We start from the raw sequence: 23807 nt of genomic DNA, 5'->3' as shown, positions 1-23807 counted from the left end.
GGTCAGTCCTCCTTGGCGTCGTTAGTGGCCGGACGGTTCGCGGCAAGGGCCGCGAGCAACGCCGGATCCTGGATCGCCTGGGCGATCAGCCGCTCGGCACCGAGCTTGCCGTCGAGGTAGGTGCCCAGGTTGGCCAGCTGCATCCGCGCCTCGAGCAGCTTCGCGAGCGGTTCGACGTTGCGCGCGATGGCGGCCGGCGAGAAGTCGTCGAGATGGCTGAAGCGCATCTCGATGGCCAGGTTGCCTTCGCCGGTCAGCGTGTTGGGCACATCGAAGGAAACGGTCGGACGCGTCGACTCGAGACGGTCATTGAAGTTGTCGACGTCGATCTCCAGCGCCTTGCGCTCTTCCACCGGAGGCAGGTCGCCCGCGCTGGCACCCGACAGGTCGGTCATCACCCCCATGACGAAGGGAATGCTCACCTTCTTCTGGGCGCCATAAAGCTCGACGTCGTATTCGATCTGCACGCGCGGGGCGCGATTGCGCGCGATGAACTTCTGGCTGCTCGATTTGGCCATCGTGGTTTCCTACGGCTTCAATAGACGCAATGAATGAACATGACGGCTGTATTTCATGCCATCAATCGAAGGGTCATTGTCGGCCAGCCCCGGATTTCGCTGAAATCGTTGCTCGTTATGGGTGGCATAAGCACAGGTGATGGCGCCGGACGGAACTTTTTGCACGCCTCACGGGGCGTTGAGCCGCAAGTCCCTGCGCTTTTTCGGTGGATCGCCGGGTCGCGATTGCCGCGTCACATCCGGCCCGGCATCATGCCCGCCATGGCTTCCGTCTCGATCCTTCCCGAATCCGCGCCCACCTACTTCCCCTCGGGCGGCATGGTGGTCAACTGCGTCGCTTACCGCACCGATGGCCGCCGTATCGGCGACATCAGCATCGAAGCCATCAGCGATGTCCTCAAGGAACCGGACACCTTCGTCTGGGTCGGACTGCACGAACCCGATGAAACCCTGCTGCTGAAGTTGCAGGAGGAATTCAACCTGCACGACCTCGCCATCGAGGACGCGCAGCTGGCCCACCAGCGCACCAAGATCGAGACGTACGGCGACTCGCTCTTTATCGTCGCGCAGACCGCGCAGCTGGTCGGCGGCAACATCGCCTTCGGCGAAACGCAGATCTTCGTCGGGCAGAGGTACTTCGTGACGGTGCGGCATGGGGCGTCGCTGTCGTATGCACCGGCACGCCGCACGTGCGAGCAGTCGCCCGAGCTGCTGCGCATGGGCCCGAGCTACGCGCTGTATTCGGTGCTCGACTTCATCGTCGACAACTTCCTGCCGATCGTGCGCGACTTCCGTGAAGAGCTGCACGAGCTGGAAAACGACATCTTCGCCGAGACCTACAACCGGCAGACCATCAAGCGCCTGTACGACATGCAGCGCGAACTGATGACGCTGAGGCTGGCGGTCGTACCGTTGCAGGACATCGTGGCGCAGCTGGTACGCCTGCATCCGCACCTCATACACGACGACCTGCGGGCGTACTTCCGCGACATCTACGATCACGTGTTCCGCGTGAACGAGTCGATTTCGGCCATGCGGGAAATGCTCGGGGCCGCCATCAGCGTCAACCTGGCACTGGTGACCTTCGGTCAGAACGAGGTGATGAAAAAGCTCGCCGGCTGGGCGGCCATGCTCGCCGCGCCGACGCTGATCACTAGCTGGTACGGCATGAACTTCACGCACATGCCGGAGCTCGATAAGCCCTGGGCGTACCCCGCCATCACCTGTCTGGTCGCGTGCATCGTCGGCGGCATCTTCATCGCGCTGAAACGGAACAAGTGGTTCTAACCACACGCATCACCCCCTTTCACCGACAGACCGTCCAGGGCATATCCGATCCAATGTCGCCCGTCCCGCTGAAGGGACGCCCACGACACGGATGCCATGCACCTCAAACCCAAACTCCTGGCCCTCGCCCTGCTCCCTTTGCCGGCCGTGGCCGCCGACCTTCCTCCGGTCGATTTCCTCAAGGCCTATCTCGCCGAGCGCCACACGCCCGCTGAGGCCTACGATGCCGGCTTCAACGACGCTTACTGGAAAGAGCGCCTGCTCCGCCCGAGCCACCTGCCCTCACACGCTTATACCGAGCCGGCCGCTTTTGACGCCGCCCATATCGATCCCGCCTTCGCCGCCGCCGCGGCACGGCTCGATCGCCCGGGCCGACCTCTGTACTGGCAGCAGGCGTGGGAGATCCTGCAATGGGACCTGGGCTTCACGAAGGCGCACCCCGAGCACGTGGGCCTGCCCCACGCCTTCCCCGGCTACGGGTCCGAACATTCGGCCCTGAGCGCGATCAAGGCGGGCGTCGAGTCGGACATTTTTAACCAGTCGCTCACGATCTTCGGCAGCGCACACAGCACCTTTGCCGCCAAGTACGCCGTGGCGGCGCAGATCCTGCGCGAACGGGTCGCCGCGACACCGGTCGACCAGCAGGAGGTCCGCAACGTCGAGCCCGACGTGCTCGAACGCTTCATGGCCACCCCGGCTGGCGGCTCACTCGATGCCTATGACGCGCAGTATCTACGCGACGTCCTCGAGAGCGAAGTGAACCGACACACCGTCGCCCGGCCATCGTTTCGCGGCCTGCGCGAGATCGGTACGCCGTTCCGCATCGCGCGCGTCGCCGCCGCGTATCGTGACAATCAGTCGTATGTCGCGCCGCCCTGCACGGAGACCTTCCGCTATCGCGAAGGCGTCGCGAGCCTCGACCCCACGCAGGGCCCGGTGTGCTTCGTCGACGCGAGCGACCGCGCGGTCTACGCCTGGTACAACGAGGAATTCCGCCGCCAGGCCGGCCTGGTCCGCGAACGCCAGCCGGAGAAGTCGCCGCTGGCGAACGTGCTCGCCCTCCTCGTCCCGTTCGGTGTCGTGCTGGACGTCCTTGCCGCCGCGGAATTCGTCGAGACCCTGGCCGCGGAAGATCTAGCCGCTTCCGGTGAGATCGAAGAGGAGGAAGCCCTCGCGCTCAAGGAGCGCTCGTCCGGACTTCTCTGCCGCCGCTTCTGAACCTTCCATCATGGATGACTTACGTATGACATCGTTTCGTTCGTTTCGCTCGTTTCGCGCGGCTGCCGCCATCGCCTTGCTTCTCGCCTCGTCCATCACCGTCGCGGGAACGGTGAAGTACATCGAAGTGACATCCCCCGAGGCGATGCTCGCCGCGAAGGAAAATCTGGTCAGCACGTTCAAGTACCACCTTCGCGGCGCGCAGCGCTACGCGGCGGCACACGGACCGGCGACGACCACGGAGCGCGCCTACACCGGGTTCCGCATGGAATGGGCCAAGGCCACCGCGGCGCAGGTGAAGTACAGGTGGATCGACAGCACGGGGCGCCCACGCACGACGCTTTATCACGGTCTGTCCGGGCGCGTGGCCGCGGCGGCCCTGCCGCGCGAGACGGGCGTACCGGTACCGAGCTTCGATATGCCGGACTGGGCCCAGTACTACTCCGATGTGAATCCGAACGTGTATGCGCGGATTCCCGATGGCGAGCACTCCATTCTCGAGGAGTCGATGGCAGGTGACTCGACCGCCCGTCTCGGGCGTGGGTATGACGCGGAGATGCGCGCGTTGCGCACGATCGAGCGCGATATTCTGGCGGGGAACATCCCACGGGGCGGGGTCATCGCGGCGTGGGTATCACAGCCACCCTGTCAGGCTTGCCGGAAGGCGTTTCAGATTTTCTCGGATGCTTATCACGTGAATATCCATGTGATTCATCTGCCGGCGTATGAGCCGGGAGCGACCGGGGATGTGCGGTTGTTTCAGATGACGAAGAATCGGATGTTGCGGGACTTTCATCTCCGGGTGGAGAACGAGCGGGCGGGGAAGATTGCGGATAATTTTTGTCCGCGGATGTGACCTGCGGTTCTAACGGGCCGCCACACCCCGGTGCGGCGGCCCTGAAGCATCTCAGTCCGGATTTAGATCGCCTCCGCGCCGAAACCGTCCTCTTTGAATATCAGGGACGTCAGCGAGTCGGAGCGCTATTCGGAACCTGCGCTTGCTGTATGTCATGCTGCTGGCTTTGAGCCCGCGATGGTTGTTGCTGTTGCTCGAAAGATCGCATGGCTTCAGGCCATTGAAGTGATGCCTGCAGGATCGTCGTGTTCATCGCCTCTATTACAGGAACGCTCGTGCATTTATCGAAAAGCGCGTCTCGCGCTCCAGGCATGCGTTCGACGCCCCACAGCCGACTGCAATCGTCACTCAGCGCTATCTTGTCGACGCGAGCCAGGCCAGCGTCTCGTGCACGGACAATCAGCGACGCGGCCAGGTTGTCGCTTCGCTGATCCGGCTCACGGCCGTAACCTCGATCCAGATCGTGGACCAATGCACGGGTGCGCAGGAAGCTCGCATTATCCGGGTGTGCAGAGTCATCCAGGCGGCACACAGGACTCCGGGTATTGGCCTGCGACACGGCCTCGATCGCGTTGTTGCGAGCTTGCTCCTGATCCTTCAGAAGCAGCTGAGTCAGCGCACCAGCGTTCCCGCTGGCAGGAAGACCAACCGTCCGTTGAAAGCTCTGCACTGCCTCACGCGTCGATGGGCCATAGCTACCATCGGCGACGACAGCCGCACCATCGTTTCGGTGGTAGCCAAGGTCGCGCAGCCTGGTCTGCAGTTCTGTAACACCTGGACCGGATGCCCCCTGTGCCAGCGGAGCGGACGCATGCCAGTACGCGTTCATTTCAGCAGAGCTCGCTGGCATCCCGCTTATGGCGAAGTGCGCAAGGGCTAAGCGCTCCGTAGCAATTCGCGTTTCCAGACCCGGAAGGTTTTGCGCTGAACCACGAAAATCGGTGGCGACATGTCGAAGCTTCGATTCTTGTACCGCATCCACAATGTCCTGATCGGACAGCTTCGACGCGTCGTAACTTTCTCCAAAGCGCTCTTTCAGTCCGCGGTCAATTTTGCTCGCCGTCAGGCCGCGGTACTGAACCGCCGTACTCCAGACCATGTCTTGCACGGCGGCCCCGCGGGCGTTCACATCAATACCTATGGAAAGGAGATCTCCCTTTCGCGGGTCATAGTGTGTGCGCTTGATGAAATCGTGCTGATCGCCGCCGAAACCGGGTTCGTCTGCCGCCACTCGTCCCCATGCAACGCCAAATTCGGGTGTTCCGGGCGTCAAATCCTTGAACCGATCTGCGTAACGCGATTGCGCCACATACTCTGCGGCCGTACCGGCCTTACTGGATAATTGGTATGTTCCATATGAAACTCCCCCGTGATCGCCGGCGCCACTTGACACGGTACCGGGTCCGGCACTTCCAGATTCGAAGATGGAGGAGGTATGGCCAAGCTGCCATGCTTTTTGGTCCGTCATTGCTATCTCCTTGTTGAATCGGCTCTGCTACTTCAAACGATTGATTAGCTCGTTAGCCCGTTTCGCCGTCTCCACGACCTCACATGTCGCCGAGACGATCAGGTCACCTTGCCCGGGCTCCTCGCCGCTGGAACATTGAGTCTTTTTCCCTGCAAGCCATTCTCGCTCTTCATCCCTGAGCTTCAGCCGCTGCTGCTCGTTGAGTGACGCGCGTAGCTTCTTGTACGCATCATTCAGCCGCCCATCCTGAAAGGCAAATTCGTTCGAACTGCATTCCAAAAGTAACGGAGTGGCAGCCATGCTGGCGTCGATACACTGTTGATACGACGGGCGAAGCCGGAGCTCCGCATTCTGAGCAACGAGAGTGGGGTCGGGAGGCAGGGTCATCTGCGAACGAGCGCTATCCGACATAAACAGCATACCGAGCGCGACAGACGTCCAAACCCTGGTGCCCTGGTGCATATCCTGATTTCCTGGCGAATAGCGATAAGTAGACTAGCGCCCACACCGCGGGTTCGTGCCCGCTCTGTAAGTGTGTCGCACGGTCACGTCAATCTCAAGCGGAGCGACAGCTCCGTAAGATGGACCGAAGATGTCCGCCCACTGCCCTCCTCGCTCACCGCACGCCCGGACATGTGCCTGCGTAGTACACGAATACGCACGTGGATCAGCGCACCAATGGCTTACAGACCGAGTGACACACGCTAGCAGTCCACGGCGCCCGTTGTCTCGAATCGAGACGACAGCAGGCCGTCGATGCAGCGCTGATATTCGGGCGCTCGGAGCGTCCGCATCGCTACACGCCGCGCAGGACGACACAGAAAATACTCAGCCAACGGCAGGTGTGCGGGTCATTCATCCGTATTTGCGATACCGACAGACCGTGCGGTGACCGATGCTTTGCCGATAGGGGGCGATGCCGCTCCAGTTCGACATCGATGAACGGGCGAAGCTCGTCGAACGCAAGGTTCGATCAAGCGCCTTCCTGCGTTACGAGGACGCTAACAAGTGCCACCCGCGCCTAGACCTGCAATCAAAGCGTAATTGATTATGCCCTGCTGCTGGCCCGTCGCATAAATCAAGCCACCCCTGTACGCTCGATGCAGCCCATGGGATGCGTTAGGCAAACGGGGAAACCCGAGATAATAGACCGACGTGGGTGGCGGTGACCAAACTGCGGAAGCACGCAGGTTGCTACGAATGCTCTTGCTGGCTCAGAGTAGATCTCACCGTAGGTCTTGCGCGCTTAGATCCACGTTCTGTAATCCGTGACAGGTGACGGCATCCGTTCCATCTCAACCGTCCCGGTGTCCAGCGCATTGCGCTTGAGAATGGGAATCTTCCGCTGCTTGATCTCGAGCTCGATCAGAGAGACAAGCCGCTCGACGTCATCGATCGCGCTCCACAGGGTAACGCCGCCGCGACGTCGCTGACCCCCGCACCTTAGGTGGTAGTACTTCACCTTTCCATCTGACGAAGGGAGCGGAGAGCAGTCAACGGAACTGATGGCGTCCCATGGTAGAAAGCGCCCTCGCAATCCAAGAAAAGACCGTCCAATGCCTTCGGTCGAGATCACCACATCGCGGCATATCATCGCCAGACACACATGGAAAATGACGGCGAAGGGGAAAAGCACCTGCACCAGAAACCAGTGTTCCGAGCGGTCTTTCGGGGTCGAGTCGACGATCGCGGCGACAAAAAAAACGATCACTCCCAGAGAGACTATCGGGAGTAGCCAACGCATGACCCCAAACTTGAACACTTCGACATTCTTCATGATCGTTTAGATCTGACCTCAAATGCCGTTCCATGTGATGCACACGTTCTCTGAATCTCACTCGCACCCATCGATGCCATCGAACGATGCGCCATCGACGGCGACCCCGTCCGCCCCGACGTCAGCCGGACCTCGGCCCACCAGGCATACACGGACCACGAGATCACCTTCAGCTACTTGCTGAAAGGTGGATCGCCGAAGGCGTCCTCCGGCAGGTCGAGCTGATCTGAATAGACCTCACCGCGATACCAGAAGCGATCGTAGGTCTCGCCCATGGGGTATTGCGTCACCAGTTGCCGACGAGCACGAGGTCGAGCAGCCCTGTGCCTTCGCCTTTCTTGTAGTTAAGCTTTACCGGAGCCACGACGTGAGTCAAGCCGGGCACGGTCGTTATGACCGTTCTATAGCCTGAACGACTTAACCCAACCGTGCGACACCCGACGATACGGATGCAGCAGAGGAGGGTTTCCGCAAGGCGGTGTCGGTTCGGACGATCCATCGGCCGTAAGTGCAGCATTCCGCGGTGCACGCACCAGCCTCTTCATAAGGCAAGCGTAAAGGCTTGGAGGCTCCCGTTCGGGACAGGCTCATGAAGCGAACAACCCCTAATGCGTGCATGGCTGACTCCGCTCCCCGAGCGCACGCATCGATAAAGCGTCGGCGCCGAATAAATGGATCGCTATAGGCGATCGCTCCACTGCACGGCGAATCAAGTTTTTTTGATTAGAGAACGCAGCCTGACTTCCCGTAGCTCTCTCAGCTCACTCTTTCACCTGCCGCTCTTGGAAAGCCGATGCAGAACGCAGGAACGCGGAAGCCGAAGCATCTAACTGCTCAGGTGTTCGGCCGCGTTGTTTCTGCAAGCGCTCGTAATACGGACCAGCACGATCATTCTGGCCAGACGCGCGAAAGAGATAGGCGGTCTCTGCCGCGCGATATTCCTTCGAAACGTGAATGCTGGAAAAGACACCCGTTATACGCAGAACCGCCGCATGCCAGGGAAACATCACCGGCCAAGATTGATCCGCCCGCGACGCGACCTCGTTGGCTTGCTGCATCAATACAGCGGCTTCGGCGACCCGCCCACTACGAAACTGCAACACCGAAGCATCCACAAGATCCTCGCGAGAGCGAATTGCTTCGTTGTACGACCATACAGGACTGGCGTACCAGCAGAGAAGCGTGCCGAACGATGCGCCAAGGACAAAGATCAACGGATACAAAAGCAGCCTTTTCATGCAGTCCTACTGTTTTTGTCCAACGGGATTTGAAGGCATTTCTTGAGACGCCTGAATGAACTGGACGCTAGCCCTGCACGTTATCCATTCCGTTCCGACACCGCTTAAAATCATCCTTAAAATAACCCGCATCTGGCCCGGAACTTAGCGCCTGAAGGACAGAAAAAATACCGAGCGACATGTTACTTCCCACTCCATAAAGCCAGTCAACCACTTAAGGCGTTAGTATTCGAGGGCATCTGCCGCTATTCCGTGCAGCGGATCCGATGGCCGACTCCCTGCAAAATCAATCGGCACCTGCATCGCTCATGCGCCTAAAGGACAATTCGTGATACCGACGTATTGCTTCACTCTTGCGATAATTGCATCAAATGTCACGAGCGACCCCGCCATGGATGACCTTGCGCTGCGAATCCTCTGGATAACTAGCCTTACGCTCCCTGCTCTCGTGTTTTTCGCCTTTAGGTCCCACCGCTGGTCCACAGACGTAATTGCGGCGGCGGTCGGCGTGGTCAGTGGCTGGCTTCTTAACATCGCATACGTCGTTGCTGCTCAGGCGATCACAATACGCGACCCTTCGGAAGTGAACGGTGCCGCATCTGCCTTCGGTCTGGTACTTGGTTGGGTGCTCCCCAGCATACTGGTTATCCTGACTTGGATCGCTCGATATGTAATTACACGTCGAACAGGCCATGCCAAGATTAGGTAAGGGTCAGGCGATCTCAAATAATAGGCCAACGTAGGGCACTGACCACCGCTCGTCACCGCCCGCGCCAGTTACGCGAGAACGCGCCCGCCCGGGCCGAGATACCAGCAGAAGAAGCCGTGACGGACAAAGCGACACGCAAAAGTGTGCCGCTTTGCCCAAATGTCACTTAGCTCCGGGAGCCGTCCACTCCTTCAACCACGCATTCACCGTCTCATGCCACTGAACACTGTTCTGCGGCTTCACCACCCAATGGTTCTCATCCGGGAAGTGCAACAGCTTGCTCGGAATGCCACGACGCTGCAGTGCCGTGAATGCACCCAGTCCCTGCGTTTCCGGAATGCGGAAGTCTTTACCGCCGTGGATCACCAGCATCGGCACGCGCCAGTCCTTCACGTGATTGATCGGGTTGAAACGCTCGTAGTTCTCCGGATGGTCGAACTGCGTACCGCCGTTCTCTTTCTCTTCGAACCAGAGTTCTTCGGTGTCGTAGTACATGGCACGCGCATCGAAGACGCCGTCGTGATCGACGAGGCACTTCCAGGGCTGGTTCCAAACACCGGCGATCCAATACACCATGTAACCGCCGTAGCTGGCGCCCAGAGCGCAGGCACGATCGCCATCGAGGAAGCTGTACTTCGACAGCGCGGCACTCCAGCCGAGCTTCAGGTCTTCCAGCGGCTTGCCGCCCCAGTCGCCCGAGATCGCATCGGTAAAGGCCTGACCGTATCCGGTTGAACCGTGGAAGTTCACCGTCACCACCGCGAAGCCCTGCCCCGCATAAGTCTGGGCGTTCCAGCGATAGCTCCAGCTATTGGTCATCGCGCCTTGCGGGCCGCCATGAATGATGAAGGCGACCGGATAGGTCTTACCTTTCTTGTAGCCGACCGGCTTGACCACGTAGCCCTGCACGCTGTCGTTGTTCGCACCCTTGAAGGTGAAGAACTCGAAGTCACCGGTCTGCGCACCCTTGATGCGCTTGGCGTTGAAATGCGACACCTGCTTCAGGCCCTTCCCCTTGAGGTCGGCGGTGTACAGATCCGCCGGACGCTTGAGGTCGTCGCGCGTCAGCAGAATCTTCTTGGCGCCTGCAGAGAAGCCACCCACCGCACCGTCGGTCACCAGGATGGTCGCCTTGCCTGTCGCGACGTCCACAGCGAACAGCGGATGCTGGCCTTTGTCGTCGGTCGTGGTGTAAAGCGTCTTGCCGTCCGCCGAAATCTGCAGGCTGCTTGCCGAAGCGTCCCACGACGGATCGATCTCGCGCTTCGCGCCCGTGGCGATATCCAGCGCCCAGATACCGAAGCGGTCCGCTTCCGAGCCCGGATCCTTCATGGCTGTATAGAACAGCGTCTTTCCGTCCGGCGACACCAGCGGGTTAGCGTCCCACGCGAGGTTGTCCGCCGTCAGGTTGGTCGGCGCGGCCGATCCATCAGCCGGAACGCTGTAGACGTCGAAGTTGGTCGACCATGGCTCGGTCGTGCCGGCGATGCGGGCATCGAAGTAGACGGTCTTGCCGTCGGGCGAGAAGGTGAACTCGTCTTCGCCACCGAACGGCTTGCTCGGCACGTCGCCGTCGATTCTGCGGCTGAGCAACAAGGGCGGCGAGGGGGCCGACGCATCAGCGATATAAAGCTGGTTGCGGCGACCATCGGCCCAGGTATCCCAGTGACGGACGAACAGCTTGTCGTAGACCGTGCCAGTGGACTTGTTCTTTTCCCGGCCATCCAGACGCTCTTTGGTGCAGGCCAGGTCGGCGCAGTCGGTGAAGACCTCATAGCTCAGCAGCAGCTTCGTGCCATCGGGCGACAGCTTGAACGAGCCGACGTCCAGCGGACCGTCGGTCACGGCGTCACCGGCGCGGACGGTCAGCGCCAGACCCCTGGTCTTGTCCGCCTCGAAGGTACGATGGAAAACCTGGGCCACGCCGTCTTTAGACGTCGTGTAATAAATGGACTGGCTATCCGGCGCCCAGCGGGGCGACGAGCCCTTATCCACCACCTTGACCGGCTGCGGCGGCTTATTGAGGTCCATCAGGTAGATGGAGGTCACACCCTTGTTCGCTGCGTAGTCTGTTGCCCGCACGGTGAAGAGCGCATAGCGGCCGTCTGGCGAGAGCTGCGGATCACCTACCCGGTCCATCATGACGAGGTCGCGGATGGAGAACGGGTGCGTGGCGGCGCTGTCGGCGTCGGCGGCCATGGCGGGGCCGGACGCGAGGGCGAGGGCCAGCGCGGCTAGGATGTGTTTCATGGATCGAAGCTCCTTGGTAGCTGGTGGCGACGGTAAGTGGTGACGTCGAGCGGCGCAAGCCACGGATCGTCGCGTCCCCCACGCAGCGTCCTGTAGCATCGACTTCCCGGAAATCCGCCGCCCTGCCGAGACGCTCCATGTTCCAGGCCAGCCACCGCTACAGGGCCTGGATCATCGCGATCGCCACACTGGCAGCGTTCGCGCTCCGTTGCTGGTTCATCCATGGAGCAACAATCGACCTACCAGCCAGAGGCGATGCCCGCGAGTACCTAACCTATGCGAGTAATCTGGTCCGGTTTCACGTCTTCTCCGCGGAAACGGCTGGCATGCCGGTTTTGCCCGACAGCTACCGCGATCCTGGGTACCCGGCCTTTTTGACCCCATGGGTGGCGTGGATTGGCGAACCTTCCCTCCGATACTCTGTGGTCGCCTTTGTCCAGGCCGGTCTTGGTGCAGTCACCGTGACTGCCTATCTGCTGATAGCGCGACGATGGCTTAACGCCGGGTGGCTACTCGTGCTGGCCGCCCTTCTCGTTTGCTGGCCGCATTCCGTCACGATGCCCGCCTACCTCCTTAGTGAAACACTGCTTGGTTTTCTTCTGGCCACGGGCCTCGCCTGCCTCGCGGAGGGATTGGCACGGCAACGCATGAGCTGGCTACAAGGAGGAGCGCTGCTGTTTGGCTGTGCCGGCTTGACCAACGCCGTCGTCGCACCGTTTCTCCCACTACTGGCCGCCGCGGGATGTCTCGCACGGCCGGCGATGAGGCGGCAGTACGCAACCCTTCTCTTGGTCTCGCTCACGCTACCGGGTATCTGGATGATTAGGAATCTGGCGACTGTTCATGTAACGGCAGCCACAACGAGCTCAAGTTCGAGGGCAATGATCAACTTCGTCCAGGGCTCATGGCCGGAGTACCATGATTCATGGCAGGCAGGCCTACGAGGAGACTCCGTCGGCATCGCGACCAGCAAACGTATCGACAAGGCAGTGACACTCGCCGTGCGGGATAAGCAGGCTGGGCTAGCCAAGATCGCGGATCGTCTGCGAAACGAGCCCGTTTGTTATGCACTCTGGTATGCATCCAAGCCCTGGCATCTGTGGAGTTGGGCAATGCGGATCGCAGCCGCGCCGCTCTATGTATTCCCAACTCGCCACTCTCCTCTCGAAGCAAATATTCTCGCTCGCGCGACGACTCTCGCCGCGCAAGCGCTTAACCCTTGGATCGCATTAGCTGCCCTTTCAGGCAGCTTTCTTGCCGTGTCTGGCCGAGCTTTGCGCCCTCTGATCATCCCGGCTTTGCTTCTGCTGTATGTCACTGTGGTGTATAGCATCTTTCAAGCAGAGCCCAGGTACGCGGTGCCCTTCAGGGGCAGTGAGTTCCTACTGGCTATCGGTAGTGTAAACTGGCTTTTCAGGAGGGCTCGCGCTGCCGTCCCCCCGGAATGCCTGAAGATGGACGGGAACGCGCCTCAGGCGTGACGAGTATCACGCTAGACTGAGTCCGAAGCGCCCGCGGCGGATTCTGGTACGGAACGTGCTGAGGCTGAGTTACATCCCGTCACCAGCCGACTACCATGCCGCCGAAGACTTCCACGACAGGTTTTACCCTCATCGAATTGATGATCGTTGTCGCGATCATCGCGATCCTCGCGGCGATCGCCATACCGGCCTATCAGGACTATATGATCCGCGCTCAGGTTTCCGAAGGTATTAATCTTTCGACGGGCGCGAAGACAGCTATCTGGGATTTTTTTGCCGATAATGGTCGTCTTCCCAGGAGCAACGTATCTGCAGGCCTTGCCAGCAGCGAATCCATCGCGGGTAATTTCGTATCGGCAGTTGAAGTGACCACAGATGGCGCCATTCGCGTCTCTTATGCGACCGACAAAGCCAATAGTCATGTGCGAACGAGCAATCTAGTCGTGTCTCCGATCACGACGAAGGGAAGCATCGTGTGGGTGTGCCGTGGCGACACCATGGACGCGCGATATTTGCCAACCGTATGTCGTCAGTCGACCTGAGAACTGACGTACATGGTCACATTATGACGCGCAGGGTCATAGTGCAGCGCATTGAAAAATCGGGGAATTTTCCTGTTGATTGCCAGGCGTGACAGGCTGCACAATTCCGGTGCCAGTTATATGAGGGAATACGCGCCGTCGGCACTGGCACGCAACATGCAGTCGACTACGCGAGCTTCCTGGTCGTTCCTGACCACGTGAGTGCGAATGGGGGCCGAACCCTTCCTAGGGGGTATTCGGAACCGGGGCTCAGGGGGCATCACAATCGGTTAGCTAACCACTTTGAAGGACACACCATGAAGAACGTGCAGAAAGGCTTTACCCTGATCGAACTGATGATCGTCGTCGCGATCATCGCCATCCTGGCCGCTATCGCTATTCCCGCTTACCAGGATTACACCATCCGCTCGCAGGTCTCGGAAGGTCCGGTCCTTGCTGATGGCGCCAAGACAGCCGTGGCCGAGTTCTATCAGAACACGGGCCGCTTCCCGGGCAACAACGAGTCTGCTGGCCTCGCCCCGGCAGACAGCATCAAGGGGCAGTACGTGAGCAGCATCACTGTGGCTGCGGGCAATGCGGCGGGCTCGATCATCACCGCAGCTTACGGCGGCGCCAAAGCCAGCGCAAAAATCACGAGCGCTGCGCACCTGATCCTCTCGCCGGTCACGCATCAGGGCAGCATCTCCTGGGTTTGCAAGCCGGAAGGCACCACGATCAAGGCTAACTACCTTCCGCAGAACTGCCGCACCAACGCTTAATTGGTAGCAGCAATCTGGACACGAAGGAGCCGCGCAAGCGGCTCCTTTTTTATGGGTTGCGTGTCACCATAGTTACTTACCATCCGGATCAAGATCAAAGGCGATGCGTATCCGCTTCAAGGGAAGCCACATTGGGCTTTACCTTCTTCTCGCTATGAGCTGGTTGGTTTACGACAACGGCCTTTCCGGTCCGTTTTTGTTCGACGACTATGCCAATCTGCCTGCGCTCGGTGCCGATGGCCCTGTGGTCGATCTGGCTACGCTCGCGCGATATGTGACGTCCGGCATCGCAGATCCGACAGGCCGCCCTGTCGCCATGGCCAGCTTTCTCGTTGATGCACATGATTGGCCCGCTGCTCCATATCCGTTCAAGCGCACCAACCTCATACTTCATCTGACCAACGGGGTATTGCTGTTCTGCTTGCTCAGCCGACTCGGCAAGGGCCTTTCGCCTGAAAGTGATTTGAACGGACGACACGCCGACGCCGCCGCGCTGCTTGCCACGGGTTTCTGGATACTCCACCCCCTGTTTGTATCGACCACGCTTTACGTCGTGCAGCGTGAAGCCATGCTGCCGGCCACGTTCACCCTTCTAGGCTTACTCGGCTGGTTGGGCGGACGTGAGCGATTGGCGCGGGGCCACATCTCGGCAGGCATGATCTGGGCCATTGCTTCGCTCGTAACGGCGACAGGCATGAGTGTCCTCTCCAAGGCGAATGGAATTCTTTTGCCAGCACTAGTACTGGTGATAGAGTTCGGCTTGCTACGCCGCGCCAATCGGATCCGACTTCCGCAGGCGGCGCATGCTCATACGCTTGTATTAGCCGGATGCGGCGCCATCTCCGCAACGGTCGCCTGCGGACTTTTCTGGCTAGGAATTCGCGGATTCACTGAAGGCATCGGCGACCAAAGGCCATGGACCTTGGGACAGCGCCTGCTTACCGAGCCGCGCGTGCTGTGGGACTACCTGCGCCTTCTCTGGCTACCGCGCCCCTATACGGCAGGTGTCTTTAACGACCAGTTCGAGGCATCCGTCAGTCTGTTGCAGCCGTGGACGACACTACCTGCGATCGCCGGCTTGGCAGGACTCGTCGTTCTGGCAATAGGTATACGCCGACATGCTCCCGTGCTGGCGACCGCCGTCGTTTTCTTCCTGGTCGGCCAGTCGGTGGAGTCCACCACCATCCCTCTCGAGCTCTACTTCGAACACCGCAATTACCTGCCATCGCTTCTGATGTTCTGGCCAATCGCGCGATGGCTTACCCAGACAAAGGCTCACATAGGCGGCATCGCGGTCACAGGGAAGATGCGCGCGCTGTTGGGCGGCTTACTGCTGATTGGCTTGGCCTCGATGACTTACGCCAACGCATCCCTGTGGGGCAACGGCCGCGATCAGGCCCGGCTTTGGGCGGCATTGAATCCCCAATCGCCAAGGGCCCAGGTGAACGCGGCACAAAGCGATCTGGACCGCGGCGACCCGGCAAAAGCCGTGGCGCGCCTGGCGCCTTTGCTTGACGCGCATCCTGACGAGGTACAGCTTGCTCTAAATCTTCTCGCCGCTCGATGCGCGATGCATACCGCGACTCCCGCCGACGTCCAGAACGCAAGCCAAGCCATGACATCCGCGCGTGATCCGGGTGCCCTGCTAGTTTCGTGGTTTGGCCGCGAAATTGTCAGCATTCGTGACAATCCATGCCCTGGCCTCGACCTCGAAGCACTGTCGTCGCTGATCAAGGCCGGAGCCCAGAATCCCAAGTTTCCCGCAGGGCGCCGCCAGGACCTCAAGCATGTCGAAGGAATGATTGCACTGGAGCAACGTGACCCCGCTGCAGCCCTGGCCGCCTTCGACGACGCCCTCGCCATCGAGCCTCGCGAAGGGATTGCCATGCAGCAAGCCGCCATCCTGGGATCCTCCGGCTATCCTGCGGAGGGTATCCGGCATCTGGAAACATTCGACACACTGACGCCAGCCGCTCATGAGGGCATAGGAATGCCAATGCTTCATGAGTGGGTCTTGAAACGACAGGGCTATTGGCCCCGCGAACGGGCCCGACTGGAAAGCACATTGAGACATGATCTGCAGGATTCCCACCACCCATGAGCACATCAACGATCAAGCGCCTAGTTGGCTCACCTTGGTGCTTGCTGCTCCTCGGCTCGCTGCTGACACTCGCGATCTATTCGCCAGGCCTGTCAGGCGCATGGTTGTTCGATGACTACCCGAACATCGTCGACAATCAGGGGGTCCACCCAGGGTCATTCGACCTGCCGTCCCTGCTGAACGCTGCACTGTCCTCGCCGTCCAGCGATTTCAAGCGCCCGCTGGCGTCTCTTAGTTTTGCCATCAACTTCCTGATCACTGGAATGGATCCTTCCGCGATGAAGGCGACAAACGTCGTCATCCATCTTTTGAATGGAGTAATGACCTTTCTGTTATTACGGGCAGTGTTACGAAAGGCCCGTGATCGGTTCCATCCAGGCCGAACCGCCGCACTCGCAGCAACCGCGTGGCTTTTGCTGTCGATCAACCTCACCTCGGTGCTCTACACCGTGCAGCGCATGGAGAGCATGGCGAACTTCTTCGTTCTGCTCGGGCTTTATGCATACGTTGCCGGACGCACCCGCATGCTTGCCGGGCGCACAGGATTCGCACTCTCCGCCGGTGGCATCCTCCTATGCACTGGGATTGGCGTGCTGGCGAAAGAGACGGCGATCATGCTGCCGTTGTATGCGTTTCTCGTTGAGGCGATCGTTTTCAGATGGAGACAACATAACGATCCGTCCGACCAAAAGATTGATCGCCGCCTGATCGCTTTCTTCATGCTTGTGCTTGCCGTACCCATGATGGTCGGAAGTGCATGGCTGGCGCCCTCGATCCTGGACCCTCAGACCTGGGCCAGGCGAGATTTCACGCTTGGAACCCGACTTCTCTCGGAAGCGCGGATTGTCGTGGATTACATCGGCTGGACGCTGGTACCCACGCCCCGCGCACTGTCGTTCTATCACGACGACTTTGTCATCTCGCAGGGACTGCTACAGCCATGGACCACGCTCGCGAGTATTCTGGCCCTGGCGGCTCTGTCGGCACTGGCCTGGCGCTTACGCCACTCGCGGCCGCTGCTCACACTGGGCATCGCGTGGTATCTGGGCTGCCATCTGCTGACCGCGACGGTATTGCCGCTCGAGTTGGTCTACGAACACCGCAACTATTTCGCCAGCCTCGGCCTGGTACTCGCCGTGGCCGACCTGGTTGCGCAGGCCATCGCCACGGCCCGTGCAGGTCGCGCGCTGGTCGTAACCCTTGTCACCGCCATTGTTGCTTGGCAGGCAGGGCTTACCCTGCTGACTGCGCGCTCATGGGGCGATCCCCTGGCGCTCGCAAGCGAACTGGCTTACCGGAGCCCTAACTCGCCTCGTGCTCAATATGAGCTTGGACGAACTTATGTCATTTATTCCCACTACCGCGCCGACTCACCTTACGCCGACCTCGCGCGCGCGCCGCTCGAGCGAGCCGCGTCCATCGACGGCTCCTCGATCCTGCCCGAGCAAGCTCTGATCTTCATGAACTCACGTATGGACCGGCCGATTGAGCGGGTCTGGTGGGCGAGCATGACGCGCAAGCTTGCAAGCCGCCCCCCCACCGTTCAGGACGAGAGTTCACTCGATGCTCTTTCAGCCTGCCTTCGCGAAGCATCATGCCACTTCCCCGCTCAGGACTTGCTCGACGCCTATCTTGCGGCCATGGATCATCCGAAACCTAGCGCTCGGCTTCTCGCCATGTATGCCAACTTCGCCTGGAGCACGCTGAACGACAAACCGCTGGCGCTGCGCGTTCAAAAAGAGGCTGTCGCCGCGTCGCCTCGCGAGACGGCGTATCGAGTGGGCCTTGCCAGGATGGCGACAGGCACAGGCGACTTCGCCGAAGCCAACGCGCAGATTGAAAGCCTCGCCCGTATGAACATGGGAGGTCGGCTGGATCGTGAAATCGCTACCTTGCGTTCATTAGCGGCCGATAGCGAACACAAGAGAGCCGCCCCCACCCATGAGTGACAGCCTCCCCCTGCAGTCGCGACTCGAAAGGCTGGCGCGAAGCCCCCTCGCCCACCGCACAGCGATGGCGACAGGATTCCAGCTTCTTCGCCTTCTGCTACAGGTCGGCTTCCTCATTCTGCTGGCACGCGCCCTGGCGCCGGAACAATATGGCGTTTTTGTAGGCACCGCCGGACTCGCAACGGCGGCCGCCGGCCTGTCTGGTCTCGGCACCGGCATGCTTATGGTCAAGCAGGTCGCTACCCGACCGACGCTCTGGAGCGCCGCGTGGCGGCATGCCCTCCGCATGTTCCTGTCGACGGGAACCTTCTCGTCCCTGCTGTTCGTCGCCAGCGCTCCCTCGCTATTACATGTCTCGCTGTCCGCGACGGCCTTGGCGTGCATCGGACTCTCCGAGCTTATCTGCCTACCGGTGGTTTACCTGGGCGGCTTCGCCTTTCAGGCCTTTGATCGCATCGCGTGGTCGGCTGCGCTGCCGTGCGTCATGGCGGCGGCGCGACTGACCGGCACCATTGCGTTCCTGGGGTCCGCGTCCCCCAGGACGCTCGATGAGTACCTGACGTATCACGCCATCGCTTCCGTGATTGCCGCACTGCTCACGATAGGGCTGGTCAAAGGCATGCTTCGTCCCGCCTCTTCATCCAGTGGCGTGCCAAAAGGCACAACCACCGAAGCCTTACGTTTCTGCGCCGGTTGGTTCACCAACAATGCACTTGTGGAGATGGATAAATCGCTAGCGGTGCGATTCGGCTCGCCTGCGACCGCAGCTGCCTACGCCCTGGCGTATCGCCTCGCCTCTTCCCTCAGCACGCCGACCACCTCGCTCGTTCTGAGTGCCCAGCCCAGGTTGTTTGCAGCGGAGGGCGCGCACCGCCGAGGCCTCGCGTTGAAGGTGTTCATGACGGCAGCCGGTTGCTCCCTCGCGGGGTGCCTCGCGATGCTGGTGCTTGCGCCCGCATTGCCTTGGGTATTCGGGCAGGCTTATCGTCAGGCAGGCGACTTCGCCGTTCTTCTGGCGTTGTTACCGCTGGCCTTTGGCCTTCGTTTCGTCCTCGGCAGCCTGCTGGTGGCGGAAGGACGTCCCGGCATGCGCGCCATGCTAGAGGCACTGGGATGCGTTGTCATGATTGTGACGGCGGCCCGACTGATCCCGCGTTACGGGGCGCACGGCATGGTCGGAATGGTCATGATCTCGGAAGTGACCGTGGCCATCGCCGCCGCCATCATGCTGCTGATCTTGCGGCGGCGCGCCGTCAGCCCTGATGTTCCGCCGCCTTCCGAACCTCAAGCGTAAAAAGGATCGACGCCATCGGAATGTATTTGCTGAGCAGGTTGTCGGTCAGCCTTGGCACTTTGGAAAGCATCCGATACAGCCATGGAAACAGATAAGGCGTGTACTGACGATCGACCATGACAAACCCACGTCGCGTGTAGTCACCATAGACCTCACCCTCGGCGGTGAAGTGATCGAGCGTGCGCCAGGCGTAGCCACGCTGATGCGTTATATCCTCGTACAACGCCGCACTTCGAAAGTGAGGCACGCGAATCGTCACCCTGGCACCATGCTTACCGATGCGGTGCAACTCTTCAATCACGCGGATCGGATCCCGCAAGTGCTCCAGCACGTTCATGCAGCGAATGGCATCGAACGAGTCATTCTCGAAGGGGTATGGCATGGCTTCAAGGTCGTGCCGAACATCCGCCTTGGCCGCGTAGAAATCAACGTTCACCGCGTTGTCGAGGTAATCGTTGCCAGATCCCAGGTTGAGTATTTTCATGCGACCGATCCCCTTGACGTGCCCTGCAGCAATTGACGATACAGATCGAGATACGCCTGGATTCCGGATGATTCGGAGAAGACCGCCAGTGCCCTGGCGCGCCCTGCCCGCCCCATGGCCGCCGCGCGCGAGGAGTCGTCGGCCAACGCGCGGATCGCCGCTGCTGTGCCCTCGATGTCCCCGATGGGCAACATGAAACCCGTAACTCCGTCGTCGACAATCTCGTCAACCGCGCCGCATGCGAACGCCACTACCGGCTTGGCGCACGCCATGGCTTCGAGGGCGGCGTAGCCAAACCCTTCGTAGCGCGAAGGCACGAGCACAGCGTCGCAATCGCGATATGCGGCGACCAGTTCGTCGACGGAGAGGCGCCCAAGGTGGCGCACGGAAGCGGCGGCGCTTTCGTCCGCCCCTCCACGCAAGCCACCGGTGCATAGGAATTCAAATCCGTGGCCAAGTCGCTCCGCAAGCGGCGCGATGACATCCGCACCTTTCCGGAACGAGCTATTACCCACAAATAGCACCCGAAGAGGACCAGGCCGCCGCTGCGAATCGGCAGCAGGCGAGAATCGCTCGGTATCGACCCAGAGTGGAATTGTCGCTTGCGGCGTCGTCGGTGCCACCGCCATCAACACGCGCCGGGTAAAGCGACTGGGAGACACGAGCATCGACGCCGCGGCGAACGAGCGCTTCGACGACCGGCCCGTTATCGTGAGCTGATAGAGATGTTGAACTCGGGTTTTGAACTGCCTGTAGCCGGGGTCAAGGACGTAGTGATGCTCGGAGACCACAAGGGGCAACCCGTGCCTGCGAAAGGCAAACGCGTTCAGCCCGTTGGCGTGAATGACATTCACATCCGCCGGCGCACGACGCAGCGCCAGAAGTTCTGGAACAAACTCGAAGGGCCGATCGAACCAGTCGACCGTTACGGTGACACCTCGATCGCGCAAGCCTTCGGCTAGGCGTTCGATAAAGACGTCCGAGCCGCTGTTGCCCCGCACGTTCGGCATCCAGACATGTATCGGCTGTTCGCTTTTCACGCTCTCCCATCCTTCGTAAGAGCCGCACGAATGGCACGATCGAACACCGGCCATGCGAAACGCGCGGCGAACCGGTGACAGCTGTCGCGCACATCGTTACCGTCTTGCTTTATGCGCTTGACCAGCGCCTCGACCAGTAGCTCGTAGCGCTCCGCTGGCACGAGCGTACCGCTGGCGGGATCCTCCACCGCGTCGCCCACGCCGCCGACGGCAAATGCCACGGTGGAAAGGCCGCGCGCGGCAGCTTCAATGGCCACCATACCGAAACCTTCGACATCCCCGGGCACGTCGATACCGGGAAAAACATGAACGGCCGCGGCGGCGAAGGCCGCATCCAGTTCGTCCTCGGGAACTGCCCCCAGCAGATGGATCGCGCTCTGCGCACCCGCCTTCCGTGCAGCTGCTTCAATGCGCTCGCGCTGTCCCATACCCGATGCGTTCAATGCGTCGGGCGCGTCATCACCAATGACGACCAACTGGGCATCAGGTGCGGCCGCGATCAATGTCGCAAGCGCCCGTTCTACAAACTCCGCGAGCCCCTTGCGACGCGTCAGCCTGCCCACCGAGAGGATGATGGGGCCCGTACCAAGGTTTCTTAGCTCCCGGAATCGTTCGGGGTCGGCTTCCGGTGGTTTCTCGGGCAAGGTCACACCCGGAAAAACGATGCTGACACGATCCGCCGCCACACCTGCGTTAACCGCAAGGTCGCGCGTGTTGTGGCTGTTGACGATGCAGCGATGCATCTTTCGGATCGCCGGAAGCCACACTCGCTGATACAGGCCGTTGGGTACGACGATGTCGAGCCCGTGCAGATAGACGGCACGACTCGCGCCGCAGATCCAACCAGCCAAAAGCACCATGGGCGCGACCAGACCGCTCCCGCCGAGCACCCAACGTGGCCGGTCGACGAGCGCCCTGAAAACGCCCGCAACGAACGCCCATGCAAGAAACGCTACCAGACCGGGCACAGGACAACGCAGCATGCGCACGCGCTTGTCGTCACCGACGAAGCTGCCGCGAGGCGCGATGACTGTTACCCGGTAGTCGACCGCGAGGGCCTCGGCCATGTGCGCATTGAGGCGTTCCATGCCCCCGCGCAAAGGCGGGAGGTTACGCGTAATAAGCAGAAGCGAAGGCAGGGAGGCCATATCAGGATCCTTGACTATGGCGCGCTTCGCTCGCAGAAGTGATACACCTGATACTGCCACGACAGAGGCCACAACGTCAGGGCAAGTGCCTGCAATGCGCGCACCGGCCAGTTCAGCGGCTTACCCATCGTGATCCACGAGACACTGAGCGGGTGCAAATCACGCAAGCGACGTGTCACGCGCAAGCCAGATGCGTTAAAGAGCGCGCCCCATGCGTTCAGGGACTGCACGTCCTCCTTGATCTTTGCCTGCTGCGTACCGGAATAGAGCCCAAGCCGACGGGTGAGAAATCCTGAATTGGGCACAAGCAGTACAAAGCGCGCACCGGGGCGGGCGACACGCAACATTTCGCGAAGCGCGGCGGGCTTGTCAACAAAATGCTCGAGTGACCCCATGCAGGTAACGATGTCGAAACTTGCATCGGCAAAGGGAAGCGTCTCCGCCTCGCCAACCTTGAAATCACCGGAGGGGTAGCTTGCGCGGCATGCCTCGATGGCACGCGCCGATAGGTCGATGCCGCTGATGCCGGACGCACCGCGGTCGCGGAAATACCCAAGCCAGTCACCGAGCCCGCAAGCGACATCGAGCACGGCCCTGCCGCGGACATCGCCCAAGAGGCCGGCCGCGCGACGGCAGTGCCATGGCAAACGACGAGACAGGCCTTTACGGCCGTAGTACTCCTCATCGTAGAACTTTCGGATCTGCTCGATTTCATTTTGCTGATCGGCGGCGCTCATCGACGATGCTCCGAAACATCACCGGGGCGATAAGTCAACGAGGTGATCTGCTCAGAAACGAGGCCAATCAGGAAGACGATCACCGAAGCGCTCCACATGAGCGTGCTTCCGTTGGTCAGGCGACCGTCATGGATGAAAGTCCATGCATAGTTCACGCAGCCAAGCAGAAAAAACACGAGGCTCACCGGGAAAAACAACTTTAGCGGCGAATACAGCGTCGCGATCTTGAAGATGATCAGCAAGAAGCGCACACCATCCTTCAGCGGCTTGATGTGACTCTTACCCACGCGTTGCCCCGCCTTGATCGGCTCGTAAGCCACGCCGTACGCACTTCGAAAGAACGCCATCGTACTGGTCGTCGGATACGAGAACCCGTTAGGCAATAAATGGATGAACTCGCGAAAGCGTCCTGCCCGGGCAACGCGAAAGCCCGAAGTAAGGTCCGCCACCGGCTGCCCAGTCATCTTAGTAGCGAGCCAGTTGTAAACCGTATTGGCGACACCCCGCCCCACCCCCGCCTGACTTTCCCAGTCACGCGCACCTACCACCATGTCGTAGCCCTGCTCGAGCCTTGCCACAAGTCGGGCGATATCCGCCGGATCGTGCTGCCCATCGCCGTCCATGAACACGAGGATCTCGCCAGTCGCCGCGCGGGCACCGCGTTTGATCGCCGCACCGTTGCCCATCGAGTAAGGAGAAGACAGACAGGTGACGTTTGCCGCCGCGCAAACGCCTGGCGTGTCATCGGTCGACCCGTCGTCTACCACGATAATCTCTGCGCCCGGCTGGGCGGCCACCAGGCGAGGCAACAGGTCTTTCAAGGCAGCCGCCTCATTCTTGGCGGGCAGGATGATGCTTATACGGCTCAAGAGAACTCCCCTTTGGTCGTTAAATGATAAGGGATATCCCCGCAGCGAAACGAGACGTTCTCCGCGGGCTCCGGCCAAGAGGA

At 60.6% G+C, this 23807-nt stretch carries 20 protein-coding genes; 9 read left to right on the top strand and 11 right to left on the bottom strand.

Going from position 1 to position 23807, the window contains the following annotated elements; all coding sequences use genetic code 11:
* Positions 1–2: 2 nt before the first annotated feature.
* Positions 3–518 (bottom strand): type VI secretion system contractile sheath small subunit, encoded by a 516-nt coding sequence (tssB, locus tag B5X73_RS05045; protein ID WP_036115058.1) that lies wholly within the window; start codon positions 516–518, stop codon positions 3–5.
* A 261-nt stretch (positions 519–779) separates the two neighbouring features.
* Here tssB and B5X73_RS05040 point away from each other — a divergent pair, with 261 nt between their 5' ends.
* From B5X73_RS05040 to B5X73_RS05030, 3 genes are all read left to right on the top strand, one after another.
* Positions 780–1805 (top strand): magnesium and cobalt transport protein CorA, encoded by a 1026-nt coding sequence (locus B5X73_RS05040; RefSeq protein WP_254857231.1) that lies wholly within the window; start codon positions 780–782, stop codon positions 1803–1805.
* 96 nt (positions 1806–1901) lie between these two features.
* The gene (locus B5X73_RS05035; protein WP_079520820.1) at positions 1902–3023 is read left to right on the top strand and encodes a hypothetical protein; all 1122 of its coding nucleotides are present in this window, start codon (positions 1902–1904) and stop codon (positions 3021–3023) included.
* A gap of 25 nt (positions 3024–3048) precedes the next feature.
* A complete protein-coding gene (locus B5X73_RS05030; protein ID WP_079520819.1) occupies positions 3049–3879 on the top strand; it encodes a hypothetical protein in 831 nt (276 codons plus the stop codon).
* Between the two features lie 109 nt (positions 3880–3988).
* On the opposite strand, the gene B5X73_RS05025 is transcribed toward B5X73_RS05030, so the two are convergent.
* From B5X73_RS05025 to B5X73_RS05000, 5 genes are all read right to left on the bottom strand, one after another.
* Positions 3989–5347 (bottom strand): peptidoglycan-binding domain-containing protein, encoded by a 1359-nt coding sequence (locus tag B5X73_RS05025; RefSeq protein WP_079520818.1) that lies wholly within the window; start codon positions 5345–5347, stop codon positions 3989–3991.
* Positions 5348–5374: 27 nt separating this feature from the next.
* Positions 5375–5809 carry a lysozyme inhibitor LprI family protein gene (locus B5X73_RS05020; RefSeq protein ID WP_079520817.1) on the bottom strand — a complete coding sequence of 145 codons (435 nt, stop codon included), beginning with the start codon at positions 5807–5809 and terminating at the stop codon, positions 5375–5377.
* A gap of 784 nt (positions 5810–6593) precedes the next feature.
* The gene (locus tag B5X73_RS05015; RefSeq protein ID WP_079520816.1) at positions 6594–7124 is read right to left on the bottom strand and encodes a hypothetical protein; all 531 of its coding nucleotides are present in this window, start codon (positions 7122–7124) and stop codon (positions 6594–6596) included.
* Positions 7125–7885: 761 nt separating this feature from the next.
* Complete coding sequence (locus tag B5X73_RS05010) at positions 7886–8362, bottom strand: hypothetical protein (RefSeq protein ID WP_079520815.1); 477 nt, start codon at positions 8360–8362, stop codon at positions 7886–7888.
* Positions 8363–9233: 871 nt separating this feature from the next.
* A complete protein-coding gene (locus B5X73_RS05000; protein ID WP_079520813.1) occupies positions 9234–11321 on the bottom strand; it encodes a S9 family peptidase in 2088 nt (695 codons plus the stop codon).
* Positions 11322–11458: 137 nt separating this feature from the next.
* Here B5X73_RS05000 and B5X73_RS04995 point away from each other — a divergent pair, with 137 nt between their 5' ends.
* From B5X73_RS04995 to B5X73_RS04970, 6 genes are all read left to right on the top strand, one after another.
* Positions 11459–12802 (top strand): hypothetical protein, encoded by a 1344-nt coding sequence (locus tag B5X73_RS04995; RefSeq protein ID WP_079520812.1) that lies wholly within the window; start codon positions 11459–11461, stop codon positions 12800–12802.
* 95 nt (positions 12803–12897) lie between these two features.
* Positions 12898–13344, top strand: a complete 447-nt coding sequence (locus B5X73_RS04990) for a pilin (RefSeq protein ID WP_079520811.1) — start codon at positions 12898–12900, stop codon at positions 13342–13344.
* A 296-nt stretch (positions 13345–13640) separates the two neighbouring features.
* Positions 13641–14102, top strand: coding sequence for a pilin (locus B5X73_RS04985; RefSeq protein ID WP_079520810.1), 462 nt, complete (start codon positions 13641–13643; stop codon positions 14100–14102).
* Between the two features lie 103 nt (positions 14103–14205).
* A complete protein-coding gene (locus B5X73_RS04980) occupies positions 14206–16203 on the top strand; it encodes a hypothetical protein (RefSeq protein WP_079520809.1) in 1998 nt (665 codons plus the stop codon).
* The gene (locus B5X73_RS04975; protein WP_079520808.1) at positions 16200–18152 is read left to right on the top strand and encodes a hypothetical protein; all 1953 of its coding nucleotides are present in this window, start codon (positions 16200–16202) and stop codon (positions 18150–18152) included. The genes B5X73_RS04980 and B5X73_RS04975 overlap by 4 nt, the downstream gene beginning before the upstream one ends.
* Positions 18145–19446, top strand: coding sequence for a lipopolysaccharide biosynthesis protein (locus tag B5X73_RS04970; RefSeq protein ID WP_079520807.1), 1302 nt, complete (start codon positions 18145–18147; stop codon positions 19444–19446). Before B5X73_RS04975 ends, B5X73_RS04970 begins: the two co-directional genes overlap by 8 nt.
* On the opposite strand, the gene B5X73_RS04965 is transcribed toward B5X73_RS04970, so the two are convergent.
* From B5X73_RS04965 to B5X73_RS04945, 5 genes are read right to left on the bottom strand one after another with little or no spacing between them, the layout of a single operon-like run.
* Positions 19406–19930: a methyltransferase domain-containing protein gene (locus B5X73_RS04965; protein ID WP_079520806.1), complete on the bottom strand. Its 525-nt coding sequence runs from the start codon at positions 19928–19930 to the stop codon at positions 19406–19408. The two genes, B5X73_RS04970 and B5X73_RS04965, sit on opposite strands and share 41 nt — an antisense overlap.
* A complete protein-coding gene (locus B5X73_RS04960) occupies positions 19927–20970 on the bottom strand; it encodes a glycosyltransferase family 4 protein (protein WP_176167729.1) in 1044 nt (347 codons plus the stop codon). The genes B5X73_RS04965 and B5X73_RS04960 overlap by 4 nt, the downstream gene beginning before the upstream one ends.
* A complete protein-coding gene (locus B5X73_RS04955) occupies positions 20967–22118 on the bottom strand; it encodes a glycosyltransferase family 4 protein (protein ID WP_079520804.1) in 1152 nt (383 codons plus the stop codon). The genes B5X73_RS04960 and B5X73_RS04955 overlap by 4 nt, the downstream gene beginning before the upstream one ends.
* A 14-nt stretch (positions 22119–22132) precedes the next feature.
* A complete protein-coding gene (locus tag B5X73_RS04950) occupies positions 22133–22855 on the bottom strand; it encodes a class I SAM-dependent methyltransferase (protein ID WP_079520803.1) in 723 nt (240 codons plus the stop codon).
* The gene (locus B5X73_RS04945; protein WP_079520802.1) at positions 22852–23724 is read right to left on the bottom strand and encodes a glycosyltransferase family 2 protein; all 873 of its coding nucleotides are present in this window, start codon (positions 23722–23724) and stop codon (positions 22852–22854) included. Before B5X73_RS04945 ends, B5X73_RS04950 begins: the two co-directional genes overlap by 4 nt.
* Positions 23725–23807 lie beyond the last annotated feature (83 nt).

The organism is Luteibacter sp. 22Crub2.1, from assembly GCF_900167995.1.
Lineage (GTDB): Bacteria > Pseudomonadota > Gammaproteobacteria > Xanthomonadales > Rhodanobacteraceae > Luteibacter > Luteibacter mycovicinus.
This window is presented reverse-complemented; position numbering and strand designations above follow the sequence as displayed.